This is a genomic window from Mesorhizobium tianshanense (assembly GCF_007830515.1).
GTDB classification, from domain to species: Bacteria; Pseudomonadota; Alphaproteobacteria; order Rhizobiales; family Rhizobiaceae; genus Mesorhizobium; species Mesorhizobium tianshanense.
Window position 1 is genome coordinate 51637 of the sequence record NZ_VLKT01000018.1, and the last position, 22218, is coordinate 73854.

The window sequence follows — 22218 nt, forward strand, 5'->3', positions numbered from 1 at the left end:
AGGCGCTTGCGTCGCGGCGGCGAATGACAACGCCCTTCACCATCGCCATCGACGGCCCCGCGGGCGCGGGCAAAGGCACGCTGGCCCGGCGGCTCGCCGACCATTACCGGCTGAACCTGCTCGACACCGGCCTCACCTATCGCGCGGTGGCCTATGCGCTGCTTCAACTCGGCCTGCCGCTCGACAATGTCTCTGCGGCCGAAACCGCAGCCCGGCAGGTCGACCTGGCCAAGCTCGACCGGTCGGTCCTGTCGGCGCATGCGGTCGGCGAGGCGGCTTCGAAAGTCGCGGTGTTCCCGTCGGTGCGGCGCATACTGGTCGAAAAGCAGCGCGATTTCGCCAAGGCGCCGCCGGGTGCCGTGCTCGACGGCCGTGACATCGGCACCGTCGTCTGCCCGGACGCCGACATAAAACTCTATGTGACGGCCAGCGCCGAAGTGCGGGCAAAGCGGCGGCTAGATGAAATCGAGAGCATCGGCGGCAGCGCCAATTTCGCCGAAATCCTTGCCGATATCCTGCGCCGCGACGAGCGCGACATGGGTCGCGCCGACTCGCCGCTGAAGCCTGCCGCCGACGCGCACTTGCTCGATACGTCGGAAATGGCTATAGAGGCCGCGTTCCTGGCGGCGGAGGCGATCGTCGACGACGTCTTGGCCAAGAGAAACGAAGCCTGAGCCGGGTTTTGGTCCCGCTGCCGATTGCCGGCGGCGAAAAAGATACCCATATCGGGCACGAACCAGCCTGCCAGCATTCTTCATGCGCCGGAATTGCCGCTCAGGCGGCCAAGGGCTTTTGAGCCCGGAACGCCGGCAGGCCAACGCAACGCTAACCCACGGCGCCCGCCCCGCGACAGATGCGGGGCATTCCAGGAGAAACTATGTCAGTTGCAAATCCCACTCGCGATGATTTCGCGAGCCTGCTCGAAGAATCATTTTCCGCCGGCCATTCCGGCGAAGGCCAGGTCGTCAAGGGCATCATCACCGCCATTGAAAAGGACATGGCGATCATCGATGTCGGCCTCAAGGTCGAAGGCCGCGTGCCGCTGAAGGAATTCGGCGTCAAGGGCAAGGATACGACGCTCAAGGTCGGCGACACGGTCGAGGTCTATGTCGAGCGCATCGAGAACGCGCTTGGCGAAGCGATGCTTTCCCGTGAAAAGGCCCGCCGCGAAGAGAGCTGGGTCCGTCTCGAAGAGAAGTTCACCAAAGGCGAACGCGTCGAAGGCGTCATCTTCAACCAGGTCAAGGGCGGCTTCACCGTCGACCTCGACGGCGCCGTGGCCTTCCTGCCGCGCAGCCAGGTCGACATCCGCCCGATCCGCGACGTCTCCCCGCTGATGCACAATCCGCAGCCCTTCGAGATCCTCAAGATGGATCGCCGTCGCGGCAACATCGTGGTGTCGCGCCGCACGGTGCTCGAGGAAAGCCGCGCCGAACAGCGTTCGGAAATTGTGCAGAACCTCGAAGAAGGCCAGGTGGTCGAAGGCGTCGTCAAGAACATCACCGACTATGGTGCGTTCGTCGACCTCGGCGGCATCGACGGCCTGCTGCATGTCACCGACATGGCATGGCGCCGCGTCAACCATCCGACCGAGATCCTCAACATCGGCCAGACGGTCAAGGTGCAGATCATCCGCATCAACCAGGAGACCCACCGCATCTCGCTCGGCATGAAGCAGCTCGAGAGCGATCCGTGGTCCGAGATCGGAACGAAATTCCCGATCGGCAAGAAGATCAAGGGCACCGTCACCAACATCACCGACTACGGTGCGTTCGTCGAGCTGGAGCCGGGCATCGAGGGCCTCATCCACGTTTCGGAAATGTCGTGGACGAAGAAGAACGTGCATCCCGGCAAGATCCTGTCGACGACGCAGGAAGTCGACGTGGTGGTGCTCGAGGTCGATCCGACCAAGCGCCGCATTTCGCTCGGCCTCAAGCAGACGCTCGAGAATCCGTGGCAGGCTTTCGCCAGCGACCATCCGGTCGGCAGCCAGGTCGAGGGCGAGGTCAAGAACAAGACCGAGTTCGGCCTGTTCATCGGCCTCGAAGGCGATGTCGACGGCATGGTCCATCTTTCCGACCTCGACTGGACCCGTCCGGGCGAGCAGGTGATCGAGGAGTACAATCGCGGCGACATGGTCAAGGCGCAGGTGCTCGACGTCGACATCGACAAGGAGCGCATCTCGCTCGGCATCAAGCAGCTGGCCAAGGACACGGTCGGCGAGGCGGCAACTTCAGGCGAACTGCGCAAGAACGCGGTCGTCACCTGCGAGGTCACCGGCGTCAAGGATGGCGGTCTGGAAGTGCGGCTGGTCGAGAGCGGTATCGAGACCTTCATCAAGCGCTCCGATCTCAGCCGTGACCGCGACGAGCAGCGCCCCGAGCGCTTCACGGTCGGCCAGAAGGTCGACGCCCGCGTCATCGCCTTCGACAAGAAGACCCGCAAGCTGCAGGTTTCGATCAAGGCGCTGGAAATCGCCGAGGAGAAGGAAGCGGTCGCCCAGTATGGCTCGACCGACTCCGGCGCTTCGCTGGGCGACATCCTGGGTGCCGCGCTGAAGAAGCAGGGCAGCTAAATCTGCAAACACCGCGCCTCACGCGCGGCCTGTAACAAAAACCCCGCCGGCGCGATCCGGCGGGGTTTCTGTTTGACCATGGCAAGCATCGGACCCGAGAGTGGGAACTTAGGAAACCGCGCTCAGACAAAGAGTTAGATCAGGCCTTGCCGTAGAGCGGCACCAGCGTGCCGCTCATCGCCAGATTGGCCGGCGAAGCGAGATAGGCAATCGCCTCCGCGGCCGCTTCGAGGCTGACCCATTTGCCGAAATCGGCGGCCGGCATGCCAGCCCGGTTAGCCGGCGTGTCGAGGGTCGAAGGCGCGACCGCATTGACCAGGATGCCCTTGCCCTTGAGCTCCTCCGCCATCGCCACCGTCATTGCCGCGACCGCCGCCTTGCTGGCGGCATAGGCGACCATGCCGGAACCGCGCCGCAGGTCGAGCCCGGCGCGCGCCGTGACATTGACGATGCGACCAGCCGTGCCCGACGCCAGCATCGAGCGTATCGCCGCACGGCAGCACAGGAAGGTGGTACGGGCATTGGTGTCCATCATTTCGGCAAAAGACGCGGACTCGATCTTCTCCACCGGCGCGGCGGTGAAGCCGCCGGCCAGTTGGATGGACGCCCACAAATCCGGAACGCTGGCGTAGAACGCCTCGACCTTGGCGGAGTCGGCGAGGTCGACATTGTGCGCCAGCCTGACGCGCTCATCCGCCGGGAAGGGAAAATGCGCAGGCGCGGCGGCATGGGCATTGGGCACATGGCAGATCGCGCCCTCACCCAGCAGTTTGCCGACAACTGCGCCACCGAGCGCTCCGGTGCCGCCGGTCACCACAATATGCCTGCCGTCCAGTGTATCCGCCATATTCGACCGCTCCAGTGTTCTTATACTCTTATACCGCGCCGGTGGCGAAGGTCGCGCCTTTCGCCCGATCACTCAACTGAAATCTCGACATGACAGGGTCGCGTCTTTGCATCGCTCCAGGCCGTCGGCCAGCCAGGATCCTTGCCAACCTGAGGCAGGAAGCACGTTGCGCTGCCAAAATTCAATCGACAGTGATTTCGATGACGCGCGGCAGTCCGGTCGCCCGCGCGCGCTTGAGTGCGCCGGCTAACTCAGCGATGTCGGCGAGCCGCTCGGCGGCAATGCCATAAGCCTCGGCCAGCTTGCAGAAATCCGGCGGCGCGGGTGAGACGCCGACCGGCTCGACGCCGACATTGAGCATCGAGGTCTCGATTTCGCGATAGCCGCGATTGTTCCAGACGACGAAGATCACCGGCGCCGCCGCATCGAGGGCCGCGCCCAACTCCGGCAGCGTGAACTGGAAACCACCGTCGCCGGTGAGGCAAACGACCGGCGCATCAGGCACTGCAAGGGCCGCGCCGATCGCCGCCGGCGGACCAAAACCCAGCGCGCCGAAGCCGGTGGCGGCGTTGAACCAGCCGCCCGGGCGATCGTGATCGTAGCAGAGGTTGGCGGCGTAGACCGGCTGCGTCGAATCGCCGACGATGATCGAGCCCGGCAATGCATCGCGGATCGCCTCGACGGCGCGCGTCTGCGCCTGGAGGGCCGGGCCGATCTCGGCAAAGGCCGCTTGCCTTGTCGCGGCAGCGCGAGCCGGACCGTCGTCCGATAGCGCCTGGCCCGTACCGATCTCTGAAAGCAGCGCCTCGAGTGCTACCGAGCAATCGGCATGGATCGAAATCCTGGCCGGCCAGCGGGCAAGCTGGTCGGCGCCGATGTCGACGCGGATGAGATTGGTCGGCAAGACAAAGCCATCGTCGCCATATCCGTCATAGTCGGTTGGGCCGAACTCGGTGCCGGCGGCGATGACCAGGTCGGCGTCGGTTATCAGCGCGCGCACCGCCTTCAGACTGGGACTCGCCGGCACGCCAAGCGGATGGCGATGCAGCAGGCCGCGGGCATTGGCCGTCTGGACAACCGGCGCTCCCAGCCTTTCGGCCAGGCGTTGCAACGGCGCTTCGGCCCTCTTGGCGCCGCCGCCGGCGAGGATAAGCGGTCGGCGGGCAGCCGCGCAAAGTTTTGCCGCCTCGGCTATCGCCGCCGCATCCGGCTCGGGCGGCGCGATATTCCTCAGCAACGCCGTGATGCCGCCCGCAGGCTTGACCATAACATCGGTCGGGATCTCGATATGGACCGGGCCGGGACGCGTCGATGAAAACAGGGAAAAGGCGCGGGCGAGCACGCCTGGCAGTTCGTCGGCGTTGGTGACACGGTGGGAGAACAACGCGACCTTCTCCATCATGCCGCGCTGGTCGGGCAGTTCGTGCAGATGACCGAGGCCCTTGCCCAGTGTCGGCGTGGCGTTGACGCCTGAGATCACCAGCATCGGAACCGAATCGGCACGGGCCTGGCCCATCGCGGTGATGGTGTTGGTCAGTCCCGGTCCGGTGATGACGAAAGCAACGCCTGGCCTGCCACTGGCACGCGCATAACCGTCGGCCATGAAGCCGGCGCCCTGCTCATGGCGCGGCGTGACGTGACGGATCTTCGAGCGCGCCAGCCCACGATAGAGTTCGACCGTATGCACACCCGGAATGCCGAAGACCGTGTCGACATCATGGGCTTCGAGCAAAGTGATGAGCGCTTCGCCGACTGTGGTCATTGTCTGAGCACCGGACGTGTGAGGCAGGTCGGACCGCCCTCGCAGGCGATGCACAGCGCGTCCGCCTCGAAGGTGGAAACCTTGCAGCCGGCGACCGCCATGGCCGCCGCCGTCTTCGGGAAGCCGGCGACTGCGATCACGTCTCGCGGCGCGGTTGGCAACACGTTGAGGCTGAGGCCGTTGGAGGCGAAGAACTCCTCGGCATCGCCCTCGACCAGGCGAATGCCTCGCGCCCGCAGCATCTGGTAGAACGGAGCCGGCAAAAGCGGTGCATAGACCAGCGCCAGATCGTCGGCGAGCGGGCTGATCACCGACATCAGATGCAGGCAGGCCTCCTCGCCATGCCAGAGCGGCAGGTCGTAACCATAGACCTGGATACCCTTGGGTGTGAGCAGGTTGGCGAGTTGCTGGATGCCGTCCTGGTTGGTGCGCACGCCGCGACCGACGGCCAGCGTCCTTGCATCCACCCAGACGCAATCGCCACCCTCGACCTGGCCGGGAAGCTCGATGCGACCGAGGATGGGCACGCCCATGCGCTTGTAGGCCGCCTCGTGCAGGCCGGGCTCGGGCCGGCGCAGCGCCTTGCCCATGGCAAGGATGATGGCGCCGTGGTCGGTCATCAGCGAAGGATCGTGGGTGAAGACGGAGTCCGCAAGCCCGTCATCGGCGTCGGTCAGCCATTCGATCTCAGCGCCGGATGCCGAAACCAGCGTCGTCAGCGCCTCATGCTGGGCAGCGGCCTTTTGTGCATCGAAACCCGGACCATAGTGCCACTCCGACGCTTCGGCGCGGCGCATGGCGCTCGCGGCTGACCGCATCAGCACGCGCTGCAGCGGCCCGGCCATGGACTGCGACCCGTATGCTTTGCCCACCAAGTACTCCTGCAATGTCCTATCCAGCCAATAGCCACTCGGCAAGCCGTGATCAATGGTCCAAAAACCATGGTTGACGGAGGCAAGCGGAACGGTCCATCTTGGGAATGAGAAGCATGTCCAGTGATGGGTAATGGGTAAAAGATTCCAGCAGCGACGGGTCCGGCCGCTTCGTGAGGCACCGAAAAGGTGATCACGCAAGGCACGGCACCAGCCCTGAAGCACACGGCGCAGAACGGCGCCGCCGAAGCCATCCATGTCGAGAACCTGCACAAGAGATTTGGCGAACTGCATGTGCTGAAGGGCGTTTCGCTGTCGGCGCGCGACGGCGAGGTCATCGCCATCATCGGCGGCAGCGGCTCCGGCAAGTCGACGCTGCTGCGCTGCATCAATTGCCTGGAGAACCCGACCAGCGGCATCGTCCGCGTCAATGGCGAGGAGATCCGGATGAAGGCCGACAGCCACGGCCACACCGTTCCCGCCGACCGCAGGCAGATCGAGCGCATCCGCTCCAAGCTCGGCATGGTGTTCCAGAACTTCAATTTGTGGAGCCACATGACGCTTATCGAGAACGTCATCGAAGTTCCGGTGCATGTTCTGGGCGTCAAGCGCGAGACAGCGATCGCCGGGGCCGAAAAGCTGCTCGCCCGCGTCGGCCTCGCCGAAAAGCGCGATGTCTACCCTGCCTATCTGTCGGGCGGCCAGCAGCAGCGTGCGGCCATCGCCCGGGCGCTGGCCATCAACCCGCGCGTCATGCTGTTCGACGAGCCGACCTCGGCGCTCGACCCCGAACTGATCGGCGAGGTGCTGAAGGTGATCGGCGATCTGGCGCGCGAAGGCCGCACCATGGTGCTGGTCACCCACGAGATGAAGTTCGCCCGCGAGGTCGCGACGCATGTCGTCTATCTCTACAACGGACTGGTCGAGGAAGAAGGGCCGCCGGAGCAGATCTTCGGTGCACCCAGGTCCGAAAGGCTGAAGCAGTTTCTGCGCAATGTAGGATGACTTGCGAGAAAAGCAGACGGGAACGTCAAACCAAAAAACTGGGAGAACTCAAAAATGAAACCTTTTCTCAAAACAGCCCTCGTGGCCACGCTGATCGGGTTGTCGGGCGCATTTTCGGCCAGCGCCGAGCAGATCAAGGTCGGTTTTTCGCCTGAAGCCTATCCGCCGTTCTACTCGCAGGATTCGTCGGGCAACTGGGGTGGATGGGAAGTCGACATCGCCAACGCCATCTGCGGCGAAGCCAAGCTGGATTGCGTATTGACACCGATCCCGTGGGACGGCCTCATCCCGGCGCTCAAGACCAAGAAGATCGACGCGATCATGAATTCGATGTCCATTACCGACGAACGCAAGAAGGAAATCGACTTCTCCGATAAATACTACAACACGCCGACTGCGGTGATCGGGGCCAAGGATCAGAAATTCGATGCGACGTCAGAGGGGCTGAAAGACAAGACAATGGGCGTTCAGGCCTCAACGGTGCACGCTGCCTACGCCAAGAAGCACTTCACCGATGCGGCCGAGATCAAGGAATACCAGACGCAGGACGAGGCAAATCAGGACCTCGCCGCCGGCCGGATCGATGCCACGCAGGCCGATTCGATCGCGCTCGACGCATTCTTGAAGTCGGATCAAGGCAAAGCGTGCTGCGACCTCAAAGGTTATGTGGAGCCGGACCTTGAAGTGCTGGGGCCTGGCGTCGGCGCCGGCGTACGCCAAGGCGACACCGCGCTCAAGGACAAGATCAATGCCGCCATCAAGGCCATCAGGGCCAATGGCAAGTATGCCGAAATCACCAAGAAGTACTTCGACTTCGACATCTTCGGCGACGAGTCGCAGTCCAACTGACGGCAGCGGCATCGAGTCAGGCATGCCTTGCGGCCATCGCCGCGCGGCATGTCCGGCTTGATAGACCATCAGCGCCTCAACCCGGAAGTCGAGGGGATATAAGCTGAGCGACATTCTCGTCACGGTCTTCGGAGCCAGTTCGCTGGAATTGCTGTCCTTCGAACCGCCGAACGGCAGGGGTCTCAGCCTTCTGCATGGGCTGGCAAACTCCGTCGGAATTGCTTTCGGTTCATTTGGAGTCGGTCTTGTGATCGGCGTCGGCGGCGCTTATGGCAAGCTCTATGGCGGGCCAGTGGTCCGTGACCTGCTGGAAGTCTATACCACCGTGGTCCGCGCCGTGCCCGAACTGGTGCTGATCCTGCTGCTTTATTTCGCTGGTACCGACCTTATCAACCAGTTGCTCACCGCGCTCGGCCATGCCGCAATCGATATCAACGGAGTTGTCGCTGGCATAGGCGTGCTCGGCGTCGTGCAGGGCGCCTACTCCACCGAAGTCTTGCGCGGCGCGATTCTCGGCATTCCGCAGGGCCAGATCGAAGCCGCGCGGGCGTATGGAATGCCCCCCGGCCTGCTGCTCAGGCGTATCACGCTACCAGCGATGCTGCCCTTCGCCATCCCGGGGCTGGCGAACCTGTGGCTGATCGCCACCAAGGACACCGCACTTCTCGCAATCGTCGGCGTCAATGAGCTGACGCAAACCACACGGACGGCAGCCGGCGCCACGAAGGCCTATTTCACCTTCTTCATGGCGGCGGGCGCGCTCTATCTTGTCCTGACCCTCGTCTCCAACGTCGTCATCGGGCGCATTGAGCGCTGGGCGCGGCGCGGCATGCCTTCGATCGCGGGGGCGCACTGATGGCGGCTGCCGAAACCCCTGTCATTCACGCCGCCGCCCGGGCCTCGCTCTGGATGCGGCCACATCGGATAGCGCTGATCCTGATCGCGCTGGCTATCGTCGTGGCGTCGATTTTCCTGATGCGCTGGGATTGGCTGCCCACCTATCTGCCGCTGGCTTTGCAAGGCATATGGCGGACCATATGGCTGCTGGCGGTAACGTCGGCTCTGGGCATCGCGCTCGCGATCCCCCTCGGCCTCGCGCAGGTGATCGGCCCGCCGATTTTGAGCGTTCCAGCCAAGGCGTTCTGCACGGTTATTCGCGGCACGCCGCTGCTGCTCCAGCTCTGGCTACTCTACTTCGGACTCGGCTCGCTGTTTCCGCAATTTCCGTGGATCCGCGAGTCGTTCCTCTGGCCCATTCTCAGGCAGGCATGGCCCTACGCCGTTCTTTCGCTGACGATTTCCTATGCCGGCTACGAAGGCGAAGTCATGCGTGGCGCCTTCGCCGGCGTACCGCGTGGTCAACTCGAGGCGGCCCGCGCGTTCGGCATGAGCCGTTGGAAAATGTTCAGGCGAATATGGCTGCCGCAGGCGATCCAACGGGCGCTGCCGACGCTGGCCGGCGAAACCGTTCTCCAGCTGAAGGCAACACCGCTGGTGGCGACCATAACCATGGTCGACATCTATGCCGTAGCCTCGCGGGTGCGCCAGGACCTCTTCGTCACCTACGAACCCTTGCTGCTTCTGGCGTTGGTCTATATGGCCATCACCGGTATCCTGGTCTTCGGCTTCCGCCGGCTCGAGGCGCGGATTCCGAACCGGCTCGGCTGATACCGGGACAGTTTCACGAAGTCAGGACTTACGAAATGCAACTCAGTCTCGACCAGGCGACAGGGCTGTGCCGGATGGCGGCGCTCGGCGCCGGCGCCAATGAAGAAGCGGCGCAGTCGCTCGCAGCCTCCATCGTCGCGGCCGAGGCGGAAGGACTGTCCACGGTCGGGCTATCGCATTTCATCGACTATCTCGAAGCGCTGGAGGCCGGCCGAATCGACGGCAAGGCCGAGCCGGTCATCACCAGGCCGGCCTTGGCGGTCTATCTCTCCGACGCGCGCGGCGGACTGGCGCATACCGGCTTCGACCGCACGATCGACGATCTCGCCAAGGCGGCGCGCCTGTTCGGCGTCGCCATCTTTTCGCAGAAGAACGCCTATACATGCGGCGCGCTCGGCTATTTTACCGGGCGGCTGGCCGCGCAAGGGCTGGTGTCCTTCGCCGCGACCAACGGGCCGGCCGTGCTTGCCGGCTCGGGCTCGGTCAAGCCGGTCTACTGCACCAACCCGATGTCCTTTGCCGCGCCCGCCGCCGACGGAGCGCCGCTGGTGATCGACCAGTCGTCGAGCGCCACTGCCTTCGTCAACATCCGCAAGGCGGCCGAGGACGGCAAGAAAATTCCAGAAGGCTGGGCGCTGGACGCCAGCGGCAACCCGACCACCGATCCCGCGGCCGCCATGAAAGGCGCGATGCTTGCCTTCGGCGGCCAGCGCGGCGCCAACATTGCGCTGATGGTCGAAGTGCTGGCGGCGGGCCTGTCGGGCGCCAACTGGTCGCTTGATGCACCATGGTTCACCGGCGGGCCGGACAGTCCCGGAACCGGCCTCTTCGTGCTGGCCGTCGAGCCCAAGCTGCTCGATCCGGATTTCGAGAAACGCATGAAGGACCAGCTCGAAAGGTTGCGCCGGCGCTACGGCGTGCATGTGCCCGGCCGCGCCCGAGCCGAAGCAGCGGAGAAGGCGGCAGCACGGGGCATAACGGCTCCCAAAGCCGTGGTGCAGCGCATTTCCGAATTCGCCTCACGCTACTCTTCCTGAAGAAATCCACACTTTTCAGACAGTCAGCTGATCCCCGCTCGCTCGAAAGTGCGGCGAAGGGCCGTTTTTTCCGGCGCTCGCTGAACCTTTTTACCCGTTGCGGCGACCAATGCCTGCCGGGGTGGGGTTTGCCCGGCCGGTGACGTCCGGTCTGCTCGGGGCTGAGGCGGGCGTTTGACGCCGTGCTGATACCGTCTCAGGTCAGGCCGCCTCGTCGGACCCTGATTCCGGATATGGGTGTCACCCGGAAAACCCCGCTTCGGCGGGGTTTTCTGCGTCTCGCCGACAGCGAATAGAAATATGCCTTTTCTAGTCAACTTTTGTTCATTTGACTTTCATCGACTTGGTCAGGCGTTTGCGCGGAGCAACAAAAAGGGGAGCCACCATGTCCGCAAGCACCGACAATTCCAGCAGAAGCCTTTTCGTCCCAGTCCTTGGCGGTCTCTACGCGACGCTGAACACAACGGCGGAAACCATCCTGCGTGCCGTGGCCGGCATCTTTCTCGCCATCCACGGCTCGGGTAAGATCACCGATCCTTTCGGTGCCGCCGAGATGGTCGAGGGCCTCGGCTTCTATCCCGGCGCGTTTTGGTCGCTGCTGCTAGCCTGCACCGAATTCTTCGGCGGCATTTTCATCGCTATCGGCCTGCTGACCCGCCCAGCCGCCTTCGCCGGGATGTTCGTGCTTCTGGTCACGGTCTGGTTTCACTGGATCACCATGGCCCAGGGCTTTTCGGGCGCCGAAAAATCGCTGCTGTGGGCGGCGATCCTGTTCTTCTTCGTCATCCGCGGCGGCAACCGCCATTCGGTCGACGCGCGCCTCGGCAGAGCGTTCTAACGCGGTCGCAATAAGGCAGTCGGCGACGTATCGTCACCCTTTGCCTTTGACGCGAAACGGATTAAAGAAACGGCTTCAGCCAAGCCCCAGTAAATCTGGAAAGCGCGCCGGAGCCAGCAATGACCGAAATCCTGCAGACCCCAAAGCTCGTCGTCGTGTTCGGCGGCTCAGGCTTTGTCGGCCGCCACGTCGTGCGGGCGCTGGCCAGGCGCGGCTACCGCATCAGGGTCGCCTGCCGCCGGCCCGACCTCGCCGGCCATCTGCAGCCGCTCGGCAATGTCGGCCAGATCCAGCCGGTGCAGGCCAACGTTCGGGTGCGCTGGTCGGTCGACCGCGCCGTGCAGGGTGCCGACCATGTCGTCAACCTGGTGGCCATCCTGCATGAGAGCGGCCGCCAGAAATTCACGTCCCTCCATGAGTTCGGTGCGCGCGCCATCGCCGAAGCGGCGCGTGCCGTCGGCGCCGGCTTCACCCATATCTCGGCACTGGGCGCCGATCTGAACGCGCAATCGGACTACGCGCGCACCAAGGCGCTCGGTGAAAAGGCGGTTTTCGAGACGATCGAGGATGCCGTCATCTTCCGGCCATCGATCATTTTCGGACCGGAGGACAGTTTCTTCAACCGCTTCGCCGGCATGGCGCGCCTTTCGCCGGTGCTGCCGCTGATCGGCGGCGGGCAGACCAAATTCCAGCCGGTCTATATCGGCGATGTCGCCGAGGCGGTGGCACGCTCGGTCGAGGGCAAGGTCGGGGGTGGCCAGATCTACGAGCTCGGCGGGCCGAAGGTGTTCACTTTCAAGGAATGCATGGAAAAAATGCTTGCCGTCATCAACCGCAAGCGGCTTTTGGTGCCGGTTCCGTGGTGGCTGGCCAACATGCAGGCATCGATCCTCGGCCTTTTGCCCAATCCGTTGCTGACCAAGGATCAGGTCCTGCAGTTGCGCGCGCACAACATCGTGTCGGACGCGGCCACCAGGGACAACAGGACGCTCGCCGGCCTCGGCATCCAGCCGCAGTCGATCGGCAGCATCCTGCCGAGCTATCTCTGGAGCTACCGCCCCGCGGGCCAGTTCCAGCGCAAGACGGCGGCCTGACACCAACCAAAACAGGCGCTTGCTAACGGCGCTGCGTGACCTGCATCGGCAGGCCGCCCTGCGGTTGCGTCGTCAGTTTCTGCACCGGCCACGGCCTGGTCTCGGCGGTGGTGTCGAAGCGGAAGCGCGACAGCATGATGGCCAAAGCGATGATCGCCTCCTGCATGGCAAAGCTGGCGCCGATGCAGACACGAGGACCGGCGCCGAACGGCAAATACTGGAAGCGGTCGATCTTTTCGCGATTCCCCGGATGGAAGCGTTCCGGCATGAAGGCGTCGGGCCTGTCCCACAGCTTGCGGTGGCGGTGGACGACCCAGGGCATGACCAGCACCGCGGCGCGCCTCGGTATGTAGAGGCCGTTCCAGGTTTCGGGCTCGATCGGCTCGCGGTTGATCGACGGCGCCGGCGGGTAGAGCCTGAGTCCCTCGTCGAAGGCGGCGCGGGTGAACGGCATGGCGTCGAGCCACTTTGTCGGATCGGGCTCTCGCGCCAGCACAGCGTCGATCTCGCGCTCAACCTTTTCGCGCTCCCAAGGCGCTTCAGCCAGGCAATAGAGCGTCCAGCCGAGCGCACGCGCCGTGGTTTCATGGCCGGCGCCGATGAAGGTGATGATGTTGTCCTCCACCTCGGCCCGCGTCAGCCCGTCCGGTCCCTCCGCCTTGAGCAAAAGCGTGAGAAAATCCTGTGGCACCTTGTCGGGATCGCGCTTGAGCCGCTCTTCGCGCATCTTGACGGTGTCGGTGACGATCTTGCGGAAATAGGCCATGGTCTTGCGGCCGCGGATGCGGGTCAGGCGCGGCAGCCAGTCGGGCGCCCGCAACAGGTCGAGCGGATCGACGCGGCCCATGGTCTCGAACAGGTGGTCGATCTCCTTGGCGAAGCTGCCCGGCTCGCCTGATATCTCGCCGGTAAACAACGTCTCGGCCAGAATATCGTAGGTGAGCAGCGTCATATCGTGGGCGATGTCCGACGTGCCGCCCTCTTCGTAGCGCGTGACGAACTCTTGCGTGCGCCTCAGCATCGGCTCGGCGAAGCCGAAGATGTGGCGCGGCGTGAACACCGGCGCCATCGCCTTGCGCGAGCGCCTCCACACCTCGCCCTCGGCGGTCAGCAGGCCGTCACGCAGGATCGGGCGCAGGATCTTCTGGCGCACAGTCGCCATCTTGTAGTTTTTGGCGTTGTCGACCAGCACGTGGCGGATGAGGCCGGGATCATTGGCGACGACCAGCGGCCCGCCGATGCCGTTCACCGATATCCAGGGTTCGTTGTAGGTCGGCTCGCCCCACAGTTCGAGCGGGTTGCGATAGACGATGCGGATCATCTCCAGCGCCGAAGGCGGCGACGTACGCGGCTTCGGCGCCGGCGGGACGAAGGGGGCGGGCTGACTGTCCATGGCGTGCTCCGCTAACGACCTCAATGTAGTGACTGGCAAGGCGGGCGTCCATGTGGGAACCGAACGGCGAAGGCGAAGCACCCTCCCGGCCTGCCCTTGTTGCCGCCGCTTCGGCTTTTGTTTGAGCATCGGATGTTGCCAAACCGGTTCCATTTTTTGGGCCCGATGGGCTGGCCGGCCAGCCGTGTTCCTCTTCCATGCGGAAATGCTTGCAAACCTTGGAAAAACCGCCTTTTGCGCCTATATCTAGGACATCAAGGACGCGCGATTCGGAGCCGATTTTTCGCGCTGGATGTGCGGCATCAATCAGACAGGTTTTCATGAGCGATCAGATCGACAACGCCAACGGCGCTGAGGCCGAATACGGCGCCGATTCCATCAAGGTTTTGAAGGGGTTGGACGCCGTCCGCAAGCGGCCGGGCATGTATATCGGCGATACCGACGACGGTTCGGGCCTGCATCACATGGTCTACGAGGTGGTCGACAACGCTATCGACGAGGCGCTGGCTGGCCATGCCGACCTCGTCACGGTGACCCTCAACCCCGACGGTTCGGTGACGGTCATCGACAATGGCCGCGGCATTCCGACCGATATCCACACCGGCGAAGGCATTTCGGCGGCCGAAGTGATCATGACGCAGCTGCATGCCGGCGGCAAGTTCGACCAGAACTCCTACAAGGTGTCCGGCGGCCTGCACGGCGTCGGCGTCTCGGTGGTCAACGCGCTGTCGGCCTGGCTGAAGCTGAAAATCCGCCGCAACGGCCAGATCTTCGAGATGAGCTTCACGCATGGCAACGCCGACGCGCCGCTGAAAGTCACCGGCAGTTATGAACAGCACAAGGTTGCCGGCACCTATGAGGGGCGCAGCGGCAGCGAGATCACGTTTTTCCCGTCGACCGAGACGTTCACCATGGTCGAGTTCGACTTCGGCACGCTGGAGCACCGGCTGCGCGAACTTGCCTTCCTGAATTCCGGCGTGCGCATTCTTTTGACCGATGCCCGCCATGCCGACGTCGTGCGCCATGAGCTGCACTATGATGGCGGGCTCGAGGAATTCGTCAAATATCTCGACCGCGTCAAGAAACCGCTGATCGACAAGCCGATTGCCATCAAGGCCGAGCGCGACGGCATCACCGTCGAAGTCGCCATGTGGTGGAACGACAGCTACCACGAGAACGTGCTGGCCTTCACCAACAACATTCCGCAGCGCGACGGCGGCACGCATCTTGCCGGTTTCCGCGGCGCGCTGACGCGCCAGATAACTGGCTATGGCGACTCCTCGGGCCTCACCAAGAAGGAGAAGGTGGCGCTGATCGGCGACGATTGCCGCGAGGGGCTGACGGCGGTGCTGTCGGTCAAGGTTCCCGACCCGAAATTCTCCTCGCAGACCAAGGACAAGCTGGTCTCGTCCGAAGTTCGTCCGGTGGTGGAAGGGCTCGTCAACGAGGCGCTCGGCACCTGGCTCGAAGAGCATCCTGCCGAGGGCAAGGTGGTCATCGACAAGGTCATCCAGGCGGCAGCAGCGCGCGAAGCCGCGCGCAAGGCGCGCGACATCACACGCAAGAGCTCGCTCGGCGTCACCTCGCTGCCCGGCAAGCTGGCAGACTGCCAGGAACGCGACCCGGCCAAGTCCGAGATCTTCATCGTCGAGGGCGACAGCGCCGGCGGCTCGGCCAAGGGCGGCCGTTCACGTCAGAACCAGGCCATCCTTCCCCTGCGCGGCAAGATCCTCAATGTCGAGCGGGCGCGTTTTGACCGCATGCTCGGTTCCGACATGATCGGCACGCTGATCACGGCGCTCGGCACCTCGATTGGCAAGGACGAGTTCAACGCCGACAAGCTGCGCTACCACAAGATCATCCTGATGACCGACGCCGACGTCGACGGTGCCCATATCCGCACCTTGCTGCTCACCTTCTTCTTCCGGCAGATGCCGGAACTGATCGAGCGCGGCCATCTCTATATCGCCCAGCCGCCGCTCTACAAGGTGACGCGCGGCAAGAGCTCGCAATACCTCAAGGATGAAAGTGCCTTCGAGGAATTCCTGATCGGCTCGGGGCTGGAGGAGGCGTCGCTTGCGCTCAGCACCGGCGAGGTGCGGGCCGGACAGGACCTGCGCAGCGCCATTGACGATGCGCTGGCGGTGCGCCAGCTCATCAACGGGCTGCATACGCGCTACAACAGAGGCGTGGTCGAGCAGGCGGCGATCGCCGGCGCACTCAACCCGGAGGTTTTCACCGACCTCGGCCGCGCCAACGCCATGGCTGAGCGTGTCGCCGGGCGCCTCGACATCATCGCCGAGGACACCGAACGCGGCTGGACCGGCCGCATGTCGACCTCGAACGAAGGTATCGGCGGCTATGTGTTCGAGCGTACGGTGCGCAGCGTTAAGGAATTCGCGCATCTCGATCTCGCGCTGATCAATTCGGCCGACGCCCGCCAGCTCGACCGCTATGGGCCGCGCCTCGCGGAAGTCTATGGCGAGCCGCCGGTGCTGCGCCGCAAGGATGTGTCCGAAACGATCTCGGGACCGCTGGCGCTGCTCAACGCGGTGTTTGCCACCGGCCGCAAGGGCCTGACCATGCAGCGCTACAAGGGCCTTGGCGAGATGAACGCCGAGCAGCTCTGGGAGACCACGCTCGACCCGAATGTGCGCTCGCTCCTGCAGGTCAAGGTCAATGACGCGACGGACGCCGACTCGCTGTTCTCGCGGCTGATGGGCGACGAGGTTGAGCCCAGGCGCGAATTCATCCAGGAGAACGCGCTGTCTGTGGCCAATCTGGATATCTGAGGTGTTGGCGTGCTCCGGTGCGCCAACTCGTTTCTAAGCTTTCGGACCTATCGTCGGCATCGCCTGGCTTGGCTCCAGTTTGCGGCCGAGATCGACTGCGTCGCGCAACACGGCAAGATGCGAGCGCGAGCGCGGCGGCGTGCCGGCGGCCGCGGCGACCTCGACGCCGGCCGCCTTCAGCGACCAGTAGAGCGTGTGCGTGAAGATGCGGCCGAGCGAACCGCGCAGTTCGACCTGGATGTTCTCGACGCCGGGGCCGAAATTTTCCGCCATCGGCCCGGAGATCGGGTCGCCCGTCAGCCAGCCATTGCCCCTGTCGAAGATGTTGGTCCAACGCGTAGCGGCAAACACCGCGCCATGATGCACCGCCCGCTGCGGCTTGCCCGAACGGCTGCGCCCTTCCTGATAGAGGACGGTTCCACCGGCCGCCGTCTCGGCGATCGGCGGACATGCCGAGAACAGCCGCTCAGCGATGCCGCGCCTGAATTCGGCGAGATTGTAGGTCACCAGAAACTCGCTGTGGGTCAGCGGGCTGCCAAGCGTGACGAAATCGCTGATCTTCCACGGTAATGGATGATCGGCGTCCCTGACGCGAAGCTGCCGATAGAGCTCCCATTGGGCGCGCCGGAATCCGGAAAAATCATCCAGCCTGTCGGGCCACGCAGACCCATCGGAACCGAGCGAAGCCTTGTCGACGGCGCGGATCGCTTTCAGCCGCGACTTGTCGCGCGCGGCTTCCAGCTTTCGAGGCCGGAAGTCGGCCCACAATATCTGCAGCAGATCATAGGCGATGATCGATCCTAGGCTGTGCGAGACCAGCACGATGCGGTCGTAGGCATCGTCCATCATAAGACGCTTCAGCAGCGTCAGGCCACGGTCACGGACAAGGGCGCGCTTCTCGACCGTTGCCGCTTCGGCACGCACATAGGCAGCCACATCGCCGAAATAAGGAAGGCCAAACCGGTCCACCAACCAGATGACGAACGAAGCCAGGATCGTGACGAGCATGCCCGTAGTCCAGGAAATATACCCTTGCGAGGCCGATGTCGCGAGCACGAGCGCCGCGCACAGGACTGCTATGACGGCCAGAAGCGTGACGACATAGAGCCCACGGGCATCGCGCGGAATATCGGCAGGCCTGCGCCAGAGCAGATTTGTCACCCAGGCCGCAAGCCGGCCCCGCGTCGTGCCTTGCGTGATGTCGGCCCAGTAAAGCTCGTAGAAATCGGTGCGGCGGCCATCGACATCGTAAGGGGTGGTGATCCGGCGAAGCTCGTGCGAATTCGTCCGGCTGTCGGGCGTGATCCAGCTCTGGTTGATCTCCTCGCCGGCAGGGTCGGCCGGATCGGCCACATGGGCATAAAACGGCGCGCGGGCGGGGTCATGGCTCCAAACAGCGTGAACAAATCCCCTCAGCGTGTCCATGGGCCGCTGTTCACCCATGCCGTGCACGATCACCACCGCCTGGCTTGGCTTGCGTGGCGCCTTCCCGGAACCTGGCGAAGTTGTCTTGGCCGGCGACGCAACAGGGTCTGACACCAGTGCCTCCGTTGGTGATAAATCCCGTCCATCGGAACAGAATTCGACCATCGTAGCTCTGAAACCTGCATAAGGGCAAAGATGCTCAAGGCCGGACGCTCAGCGCCAAGAAAAAACCCGGCGCGGAGCCGGGCTTTTTCGAGCAACTAGCGGTGTATTGGGGCCGCGGACCCTGATCAGTGATCCATGGCCTTGACGATCTCCTCGGTCATCTTCTTGGCGTCGCCGAGCAGCATCATGGTGCCGTCCTTGTAGAACAGCGTATTGTCGATGCCGGCATAGCCGGAGCCGAGCGAGCGCTTGACGAACAGGCAGGTGCGCGCCTTGTCGACATCGAGGATCGGCATGCCGAATATAGGGGAGCTCTTGTCGTCCCGCGCGGACGGGTTGGTGACGTCGTTGGCGCCGATGACGTAGGCGACGTCGGCCTGCGCGAACTCGGAGTTGATGTCCTCCAGCTCGAACACTTCGTCGTAAGGCACATTGGCTTCAGCCAAGAGCACGTTCATGTGGCCGGGCATGCGGCCGGCGACCGGGTGGATGGCATATTTGACGTCGACGCCATTGGCCTTGAGCTTGTCGGCCATCTCGCGCAGCGCATGCTGCGCCTGGGCGACCGCCATGCCGTAGCCGGGCACGATGATGACCTTCTGCGCGTTCATCATCAGGTAGGCGGCATCGTCGGCCGAGCCCTGCTTGACCGTGCGCTCGATGCCGTCGTCGGCAGCGGCGGACGTCTCGCCGCCGAAGCCGCCGAGGATGACCGAGATGAACGACCGGTTCATGCCCTTGCACATGATGTAGGACAGGATCGCGCCGGACGAACCGACCAGCGCGCCGGTGATGATCAGCGCCAGATTGCCGAGCGTGAAGCCAAGTGCCGCAGCCGCCCAGCCCGAATAGGAATTCAGCATCGAAACGACCACCGGCATGTCGGCGCCGCCGATGGGGATGATGAGAAGGACGCCAAGAACAAGCGATGCCGCCACGATCAGCCAGAACACCAGCTTGGACTCGCTGGTGACCAGAAGCACGATCAGCACGATCAGGGCGATGCCGAGGGCCGCGTTGATGAAATGGCGGCCACCGATCATGATCGGCTTGCCCGACATGCGGCCGTCAAGCTTGAGGAAGGCGATGACCGACCCGGTGAAGGTGATGGCGCCGATGGCGACGCCGAGGCTCATCTCGACCAGCGCCTGGGCGTGGATGTCGGCGACCGTGCCGATGCCGAAGCTTTCCGGCGCATAGATGGCGGCAGCCGCCACCATGACGGCGGCAAGACCGACCAGCGAGTGGAAGGCGGCGACCAGCTGCGGCATCGAGGTCATGGCGATGCGCCGTGCGGTGACCGCACCGACGGAGCCGCCGATCAGAAGGCCGAGCACGATGAGGCCGAAGCCTCCCGCCGAAGGGGTCGCCAGCGCCAGCGTGGTGGCAATGGCGATGGCCATGCCGATCATGCCGTACATATTGCCCTGGCGGCTGGTGGTCGGGTGCGACAGGCCTCGCAATGCCAGGATGAACAGGATGCCGGAGACCAGATAGAGGAAGGAGGCGAAGTTGGCGTTCATGTCGCTCTACTTGTCCTTCTTCTTGTACATGGCCAGCATGCGCTGGGTGACGAGGAAGCCGCCGAAGATGTTGACCGAGACCAGCATCAGCGCGACGAAGCCGAAGCCGGTGGCGATGCCGGACGCCGAGATGCCGACTGCAAGCAGCGCGCCGGCGACGATGACCGAGGAAATCGCGTTGGTGACGGCCATCAGCGGCGTATGCAGCGCCGGCGTGACGGACCAGACGACGTAATAGCCGACGAAGATCGCCAGGACGAAAATGGCGAAGCGGAAGACGAAGGGATCGATCGCCCCGCCCGACAGCGCGTGCGCGGCGTCGCCGGCCGCCTCAGTGCCGCCGGGAGCGGTGGCCAGATCCTGCACCGCGAGCCGGACGGCGGCGCTCGCCTGGTCGAGCTGGTCGAGGGCTTTCTGCAAGGTCTGGTCCATCACGCGATCCCTTTCGACTTGGACGAGGGCGACTTGGACGAGGGCGGCTTGGACGAGGGCGGCTTGGGTGCGGCAGCTTTCTTGGCAGCGGCCGGCTTCTTCGCAGGCTCAGCCGAGGCGATCATCACCGCCGGCTTGCCGGCGAAGGCCGGATGCACGACCAGGCCGCCATCGGTCAGCATGGTCGCCTTGACCAGATCGTCGTCGCGGTTGATGGCAAGCGTCTTGGTGGTCTTGTCGACCAGCGTCTCGAGGAACGCGAACAGGTTCCTGGCATAGAGCAGCGAGGCCGATGCCGCGACGCGGCCCGGCACGTTGAGATGGCCGACGATTTTTACCCCATTGGCCGTGGTCACCACTTGGCCCAACACAGCGCCCTCGACATTGCCGCCGCGCTCGACCGCGAGGTCGACCAGCACCGAGCCCGGCTTCATCGACGCGACCATCGCGGCCGAAACCAGTTTCGGCGCCGGACGGCCGGGGATCAGCGCCGTGGTGATGACGATGTCCTGCCTGGCGATGTGCTCGGCGGTCAGCGCCGCCTGCTTGGCCTGGTATTCCCTGGACATTTCCTTAGCGTAACCGCCCGCCGTCTCGGCCGCCTTGAACTCCTCGTCCTCGACCGCCAGGAATTTTGCTCCCAGCGAAGCAACCTGTTCCTTGGCGGCGGGGCGCACGTCGGTGGCGGTGACCACAGCGCCGAGCCGCCTTGCCGTTGCAATGGCCTGGAGACCAGCGACGCCGACGCCCATGACGAAGACTTTCGCCGCCGGCACGGTGCCGGCCGCCGTCATCATCATCGGCAGTGCCCGGTCATATTCCGCGGCGCCGTCTATCACCGCCTGGTAGCCGGAGAGGTTCGCCTGCGAGGACAGCACGTCCATCGATTGCGCGCGGGTGATGCGCGGCATGAATTCCATCGAGAAGGCGGTGACGCCTGCCCTGGCGAGAGCATCGACGCCGGCATCGTTGCCGTAGGGATCCATGATGGCGATGACGGCAGTGCCCGGGCGGTAGGCCTTCAGCTCCACTTCATCAGGCCGGCGCACCTTCAGCACCACATCGGCCTTGGCGACATCGCCGACCTTGCCGATCGCGGCACCCGCCTTGGCGAACTCCTCGTCGGGAATGCGCGATGCGGTGCCGGCGCCGCTTTCGACGATCACATCGAACCCCAGCCCCGCCAGCCGCTTCACCGTATCGGGCGAGGCAGCAACGCGCGGCTCGTTCGCATCGAGCTCACGAGGGATGAAAACCGTCTGTCCCACCGCATGATCCTTTCGGCTGGAACCTGTCTGCGCAAGACGCCGGCCGGATTTCCGGCGACGTCACGGGCAAGGGTTTTTGAACAATCTACCGGAGAATGAAGGCGCCGACGGCGAGGATCAGAACGAACAGGATGAACGCCGAGAAGAAGCCGCCCGCGAAGAAGCCGAAAGCCATTGCCAGAAGCACGGCGAGGCAGAAGAGCGATCCGTATTTCGCGAGCCTGAGGAAGCCTGCATAGGTTCGATCATGCTCGGCATAGTCCATCTTCGCGCCCAGCTCGACAGGACCGGTCGGCGTGTGATCAGCCATAGGAATACCCCTTCGAAGACATCTTTCAGGCACATAGCGAAAAGCCGGGCCGAGGGCAATGGCGCTATTGCCGCATCGCTGCCGACAACAGCCTCAGGGGAAAGTTGAAGCTGCCGGATGCAGGAGGATGTTGCGAAGGCGATCGTGGCTGTCGCCTGCGCTTCCTCGCCGGCTGAGGCTTGGCACATCAGCCGGCGAGCTGCGGAAACAGCCCAAGCAGACCGACGACGATCAGATAGAGCGCGACGATATAGTTCAGGAGTCGCGGCATCACCAGGATCAGCACGCCGGCAATCAGCGAGATCAGCGGCGTGAGCGCGAGCGTGGAAATTGTCATGTCGGTTCCTTTCGATGGGATTGCCG

20 protein-coding genes are annotated in these 22218 nt (G+C 64.0%); 10 read left to right on the forward strand and 10 right to left on the reverse strand.

What is annotated here, in order from left to right:
* Positions 1–23: 23 nt before the first annotated feature.
* Both cmk and rpsA read left to right on the forward strand, forming a co-directional pair.
* Positions 24–674 (forward strand): (d)CMP kinase, encoded by a 651-nt coding sequence (gene cmk / locus IQ26_RS15885; RefSeq protein WP_145718826.1) that lies wholly within the window; start codon positions 24–26, stop codon positions 672–674.
* 203 nt (positions 675–877) lie between these two features.
* Entirely contained in the window at positions 878–2575 is a 1698-nt protein-coding gene (rpsA, locus tag IQ26_RS15890) for a 30S ribosomal protein S1 (protein ID WP_145718828.1), read from the forward strand.
* Between the two features lie 139 nt (positions 2576–2714).
* On the opposite strand, the gene IQ26_RS15895 is transcribed toward rpsA, so the two are convergent.
* From IQ26_RS15895 to IQ26_RS15905, 3 genes are all read right to left on the reverse strand, one after another.
* Entirely contained in the window at positions 2715–3422 is a 708-nt protein-coding gene (locus IQ26_RS15895; protein WP_145718830.1) for an SDR family NAD(P)-dependent oxidoreductase, read from the reverse strand.
* Between the two features lie 181 nt (positions 3423–3603).
* Positions 3604–5184, reverse strand: a complete 1581-nt coding sequence (locus tag IQ26_RS15900) for a 5-guanidino-2-oxopentanoate decarboxylase (RefSeq protein WP_145718832.1) — start codon at positions 5182–5184, stop codon at positions 3604–3606.
* Positions 5181–6029: a dimethylarginine dimethylaminohydrolase family protein gene (locus IQ26_RS15905; RefSeq protein WP_145718972.1), complete on the reverse strand. Its 849-nt coding sequence runs from the start codon at positions 6027–6029 to the stop codon at positions 5181–5183. Before IQ26_RS15905 ends, IQ26_RS15900 begins: the two co-directional genes overlap by 4 nt.
* A gap of 219 nt (positions 6030–6248) precedes the next feature.
* Between IQ26_RS15905 and IQ26_RS15910 the strand changes: the two genes are divergently transcribed.
* The 7 genes from IQ26_RS15910 to IQ26_RS15940 all read left to right on the forward strand — a co-directional run bounded on the left by IQ26_RS15910 (position 6249) and on the right by IQ26_RS15940 (position 12547).
* On the forward strand, positions 6249–7061 hold the full coding sequence (locus IQ26_RS15910; RefSeq protein ID WP_145718974.1) for an ABC transporter ATP-binding protein: 813 nt from the start codon (positions 6249–6251) through the stop codon (positions 7059–7061).
* Positions 7062–7115: 54 nt separating this feature from the next.
* Positions 7116–7910 (forward strand): transporter substrate-binding domain-containing protein, encoded by a 795-nt coding sequence (locus tag IQ26_RS15915; protein WP_145718834.1) that lies wholly within the window; start codon positions 7116–7118, stop codon positions 7908–7910.
* A gap of 190 nt (positions 7911–8100) precedes the next feature.
* Complete coding sequence (locus tag IQ26_RS15920) at positions 8101–8766, forward strand: ABC transporter permease (RefSeq protein WP_208760171.1); 666 nt, start codon at positions 8101–8103, stop codon at positions 8764–8766.
* On the forward strand, positions 8766–9578 hold the full coding sequence (locus tag IQ26_RS15925; RefSeq protein ID WP_145718841.1) for an ABC transporter permease: 813 nt from the start codon (positions 8766–8768) through the stop codon (positions 9576–9578). Before IQ26_RS15920 ends, IQ26_RS15925 begins: the two co-directional genes overlap by 1 nt.
* A 35-nt stretch (positions 9579–9613) precedes the next feature.
* The gene (locus IQ26_RS15930; protein ID WP_145718843.1) at positions 9614–10615 is read left to right on the forward strand and encodes an Ldh family oxidoreductase; all 1002 of its coding nucleotides are present in this window, start codon (positions 9614–9616) and stop codon (positions 10613–10615) included.
* A gap of 385 nt (positions 10616–11000) precedes the next feature.
* On the forward strand, positions 11001–11453 hold the full coding sequence (locus tag IQ26_RS15935; RefSeq protein ID WP_145718845.1) for a DoxX family protein: 453 nt from the start codon (positions 11001–11003) through the stop codon (positions 11451–11453).
* A 119-nt stretch (positions 11454–11572) separates the two neighbouring features.
* A complete protein-coding gene (locus IQ26_RS15940) occupies positions 11573–12547 on the forward strand; it encodes a complex I NDUFA9 subunit family protein (RefSeq protein ID WP_145718847.1) in 975 nt (324 codons plus the stop codon).
* Positions 12548–12569: 22 nt separating this feature from the next.
* On the opposite strand, the gene IQ26_RS15945 is transcribed toward IQ26_RS15940, so the two are convergent.
* Complete coding sequence (locus IQ26_RS15945) at positions 12570–13940, reverse strand: cytochrome P450 (protein ID WP_145718850.1); 1371 nt, start codon at positions 13938–13940, stop codon at positions 12570–12572.
* 320 nt (positions 13941–14260) lie between these two features.
* Here IQ26_RS15945 and gyrB point away from each other — a divergent pair, with 320 nt between their 5' ends.
* Positions 14261–16732 (forward strand): DNA topoisomerase (ATP-hydrolyzing) subunit B, encoded by a 2472-nt coding sequence (gyrB, locus tag IQ26_RS15950; RefSeq protein WP_145718852.1) that lies wholly within the window; start codon positions 14261–14263, stop codon positions 16730–16732.
* Positions 16733–16765: 33 nt separating this feature from the next.
* Here gyrB and IQ26_RS15955 read toward each other — a convergent pair whose 3' ends face one another.
* From IQ26_RS15955 to IQ26_RS15980, 6 genes are all read right to left on the reverse strand, one after another.
* Positions 16766–18271 carry a hypothetical protein gene (locus tag IQ26_RS15955; protein ID WP_145718854.1) on the reverse strand — a complete coding sequence of 502 codons (1506 nt, stop codon included), beginning with the start codon at positions 18269–18271 and terminating at the stop codon, positions 16766–16768.
* Between the two features lie 176 nt (positions 18272–18447).
* On the reverse strand, positions 18448–19845 hold the full coding sequence (locus IQ26_RS15960; RefSeq protein WP_145718856.1) for an NAD(P)(+) transhydrogenase (Re/Si-specific) subunit beta: 1398 nt from the start codon (positions 19843–19845) through the stop codon (positions 18448–18450).
* Positions 19846–19851: 6 nt separating this feature from the next.
* Positions 19852–20277 carry an NAD(P) transhydrogenase subunit alpha part 2 gene (locus IQ26_RS15965; protein WP_145718858.1) on the reverse strand — a complete coding sequence of 142 codons (426 nt, stop codon included), beginning with the start codon at positions 20275–20277 and terminating at the stop codon, positions 19852–19854.
* Positions 20277–21545: a Re/Si-specific NAD(P)(+) transhydrogenase subunit alpha gene (locus tag IQ26_RS15970; RefSeq protein WP_145718860.1), complete on the reverse strand. Its 1269-nt coding sequence runs from the start codon at positions 21543–21545 to the stop codon at positions 20277–20279. The genes IQ26_RS15965 and IQ26_RS15970 overlap by 1 nt, the downstream gene beginning before the upstream one ends.
* Positions 21546–21630: 85 nt before the next feature.
* Positions 21631–21855, reverse strand: coding sequence for an aa3-type cytochrome c oxidase subunit IV (locus tag IQ26_RS15975; RefSeq protein WP_126037163.1), 225 nt, complete (start codon positions 21853–21855; stop codon positions 21631–21633).
* A gap of 187 nt (positions 21856–22042) precedes the next feature.
* Positions 22043–22192 carry a DUF3096 domain-containing protein gene (locus IQ26_RS15980; RefSeq protein WP_065006071.1) on the reverse strand — a complete coding sequence of 50 codons (150 nt, stop codon included), beginning with the start codon at positions 22190–22192 and terminating at the stop codon, positions 22043–22045.
* Positions 22193–22218: the final 26 nt, after the last annotated feature.

Coding starts and splice junctions, on each gene's coding strand:
- IQ26_RS15975 (WP_126037163.1), bottom strand. CDS start 21,855: ATGGCTGATCACACGCCGACCGGTCCTGTCGAGCTGGGCGCGAAGATG.
- IQ26_RS15935 (WP_145718845.1), top strand. CDS start 11,001: ATGTCCGCAAGCACCGACAATTCCAGCAGAAGCCTTTTCGTCCCAGTC.
- IQ26_RS15895 (WP_145718830.1), bottom strand. CDS start 3,422: ATGGCGGATACACTGGACGGCAGGCATATTGTGGTGACCGGCGGCACC.
- gyrB (WP_145718852.1), top strand. CDS start 14,261: ATGAGCGATCAGATCGACAACGCCAACGGCGCTGAGGCCGAATACGGC.
- IQ26_RS15930 (WP_145718843.1), top strand. CDS start 9,614: ATGCAACTCAGTCTCGACCAGGCGACAGGGCTGTGCCGGATGGCGGCG.
- IQ26_RS15905 (WP_145718972.1), bottom strand. CDS start 6,029: ATGGCCGGGCCGCTGCAGCGCGTGCTGATGCGGTCAGCCGCGAGCGCC.
- IQ26_RS15915 (WP_145718834.1), top strand. CDS start 7,116: ATGAAACCTTTTCTCAAAACAGCCCTCGTGGCCACGCTGATCGGGTTG.
- IQ26_RS15960 (WP_145718856.1), bottom strand. CDS start 19,845: ATGAACGCCAACTTCGCCTCCTTCCTCTATCTGGTCTCCGGCATCCTG.
- cmk (WP_145718826.1), top strand. CDS start 24: ATGACAACGCCCTTCACCATCGCCATCGACGGCCCCGCGGGCGCGGGC.
- rpsA (WP_145718828.1), top strand. CDS start 878: ATGTCAGTTGCAAATCCCACTCGCGATGATTTCGCGAGCCTGCTCGAA.
- IQ26_RS15900 (WP_145718832.1), bottom strand. CDS start 5,184: ATGACCACAGTCGGCGAAGCGCTCATCACTTTGCTCGAAGCCCATGAT.
- IQ26_RS15980 (WP_065006071.1), bottom strand. CDS start 22,192: ATGACAATTTCCACGCTCGCGCTCACGCCGCTGATCTCGCTGATTGCC.
- IQ26_RS15965 (WP_145718858.1), bottom strand. CDS start 20,277: ATGGACCAGACCTTGCAGAAAGCCCTCGACCAGCTCGACCAGGCGAGC.
- IQ26_RS15940 (WP_145718847.1), top strand. CDS start 11,573: ATGACCGAAATCCTGCAGACCCCAAAGCTCGTCGTCGTGTTCGGCGGC.
- IQ26_RS15925 (WP_145718841.1), top strand. CDS start 8,766: ATGGCGGCTGCCGAAACCCCTGTCATTCACGCCGCCGCCCGGGCCTCG.
- IQ26_RS15945 (WP_145718850.1), bottom strand. CDS start 13,940: ATGGACAGTCAGCCCGCCCCCTTCGTCCCGCCGGCGCCGAAGCCGCGT.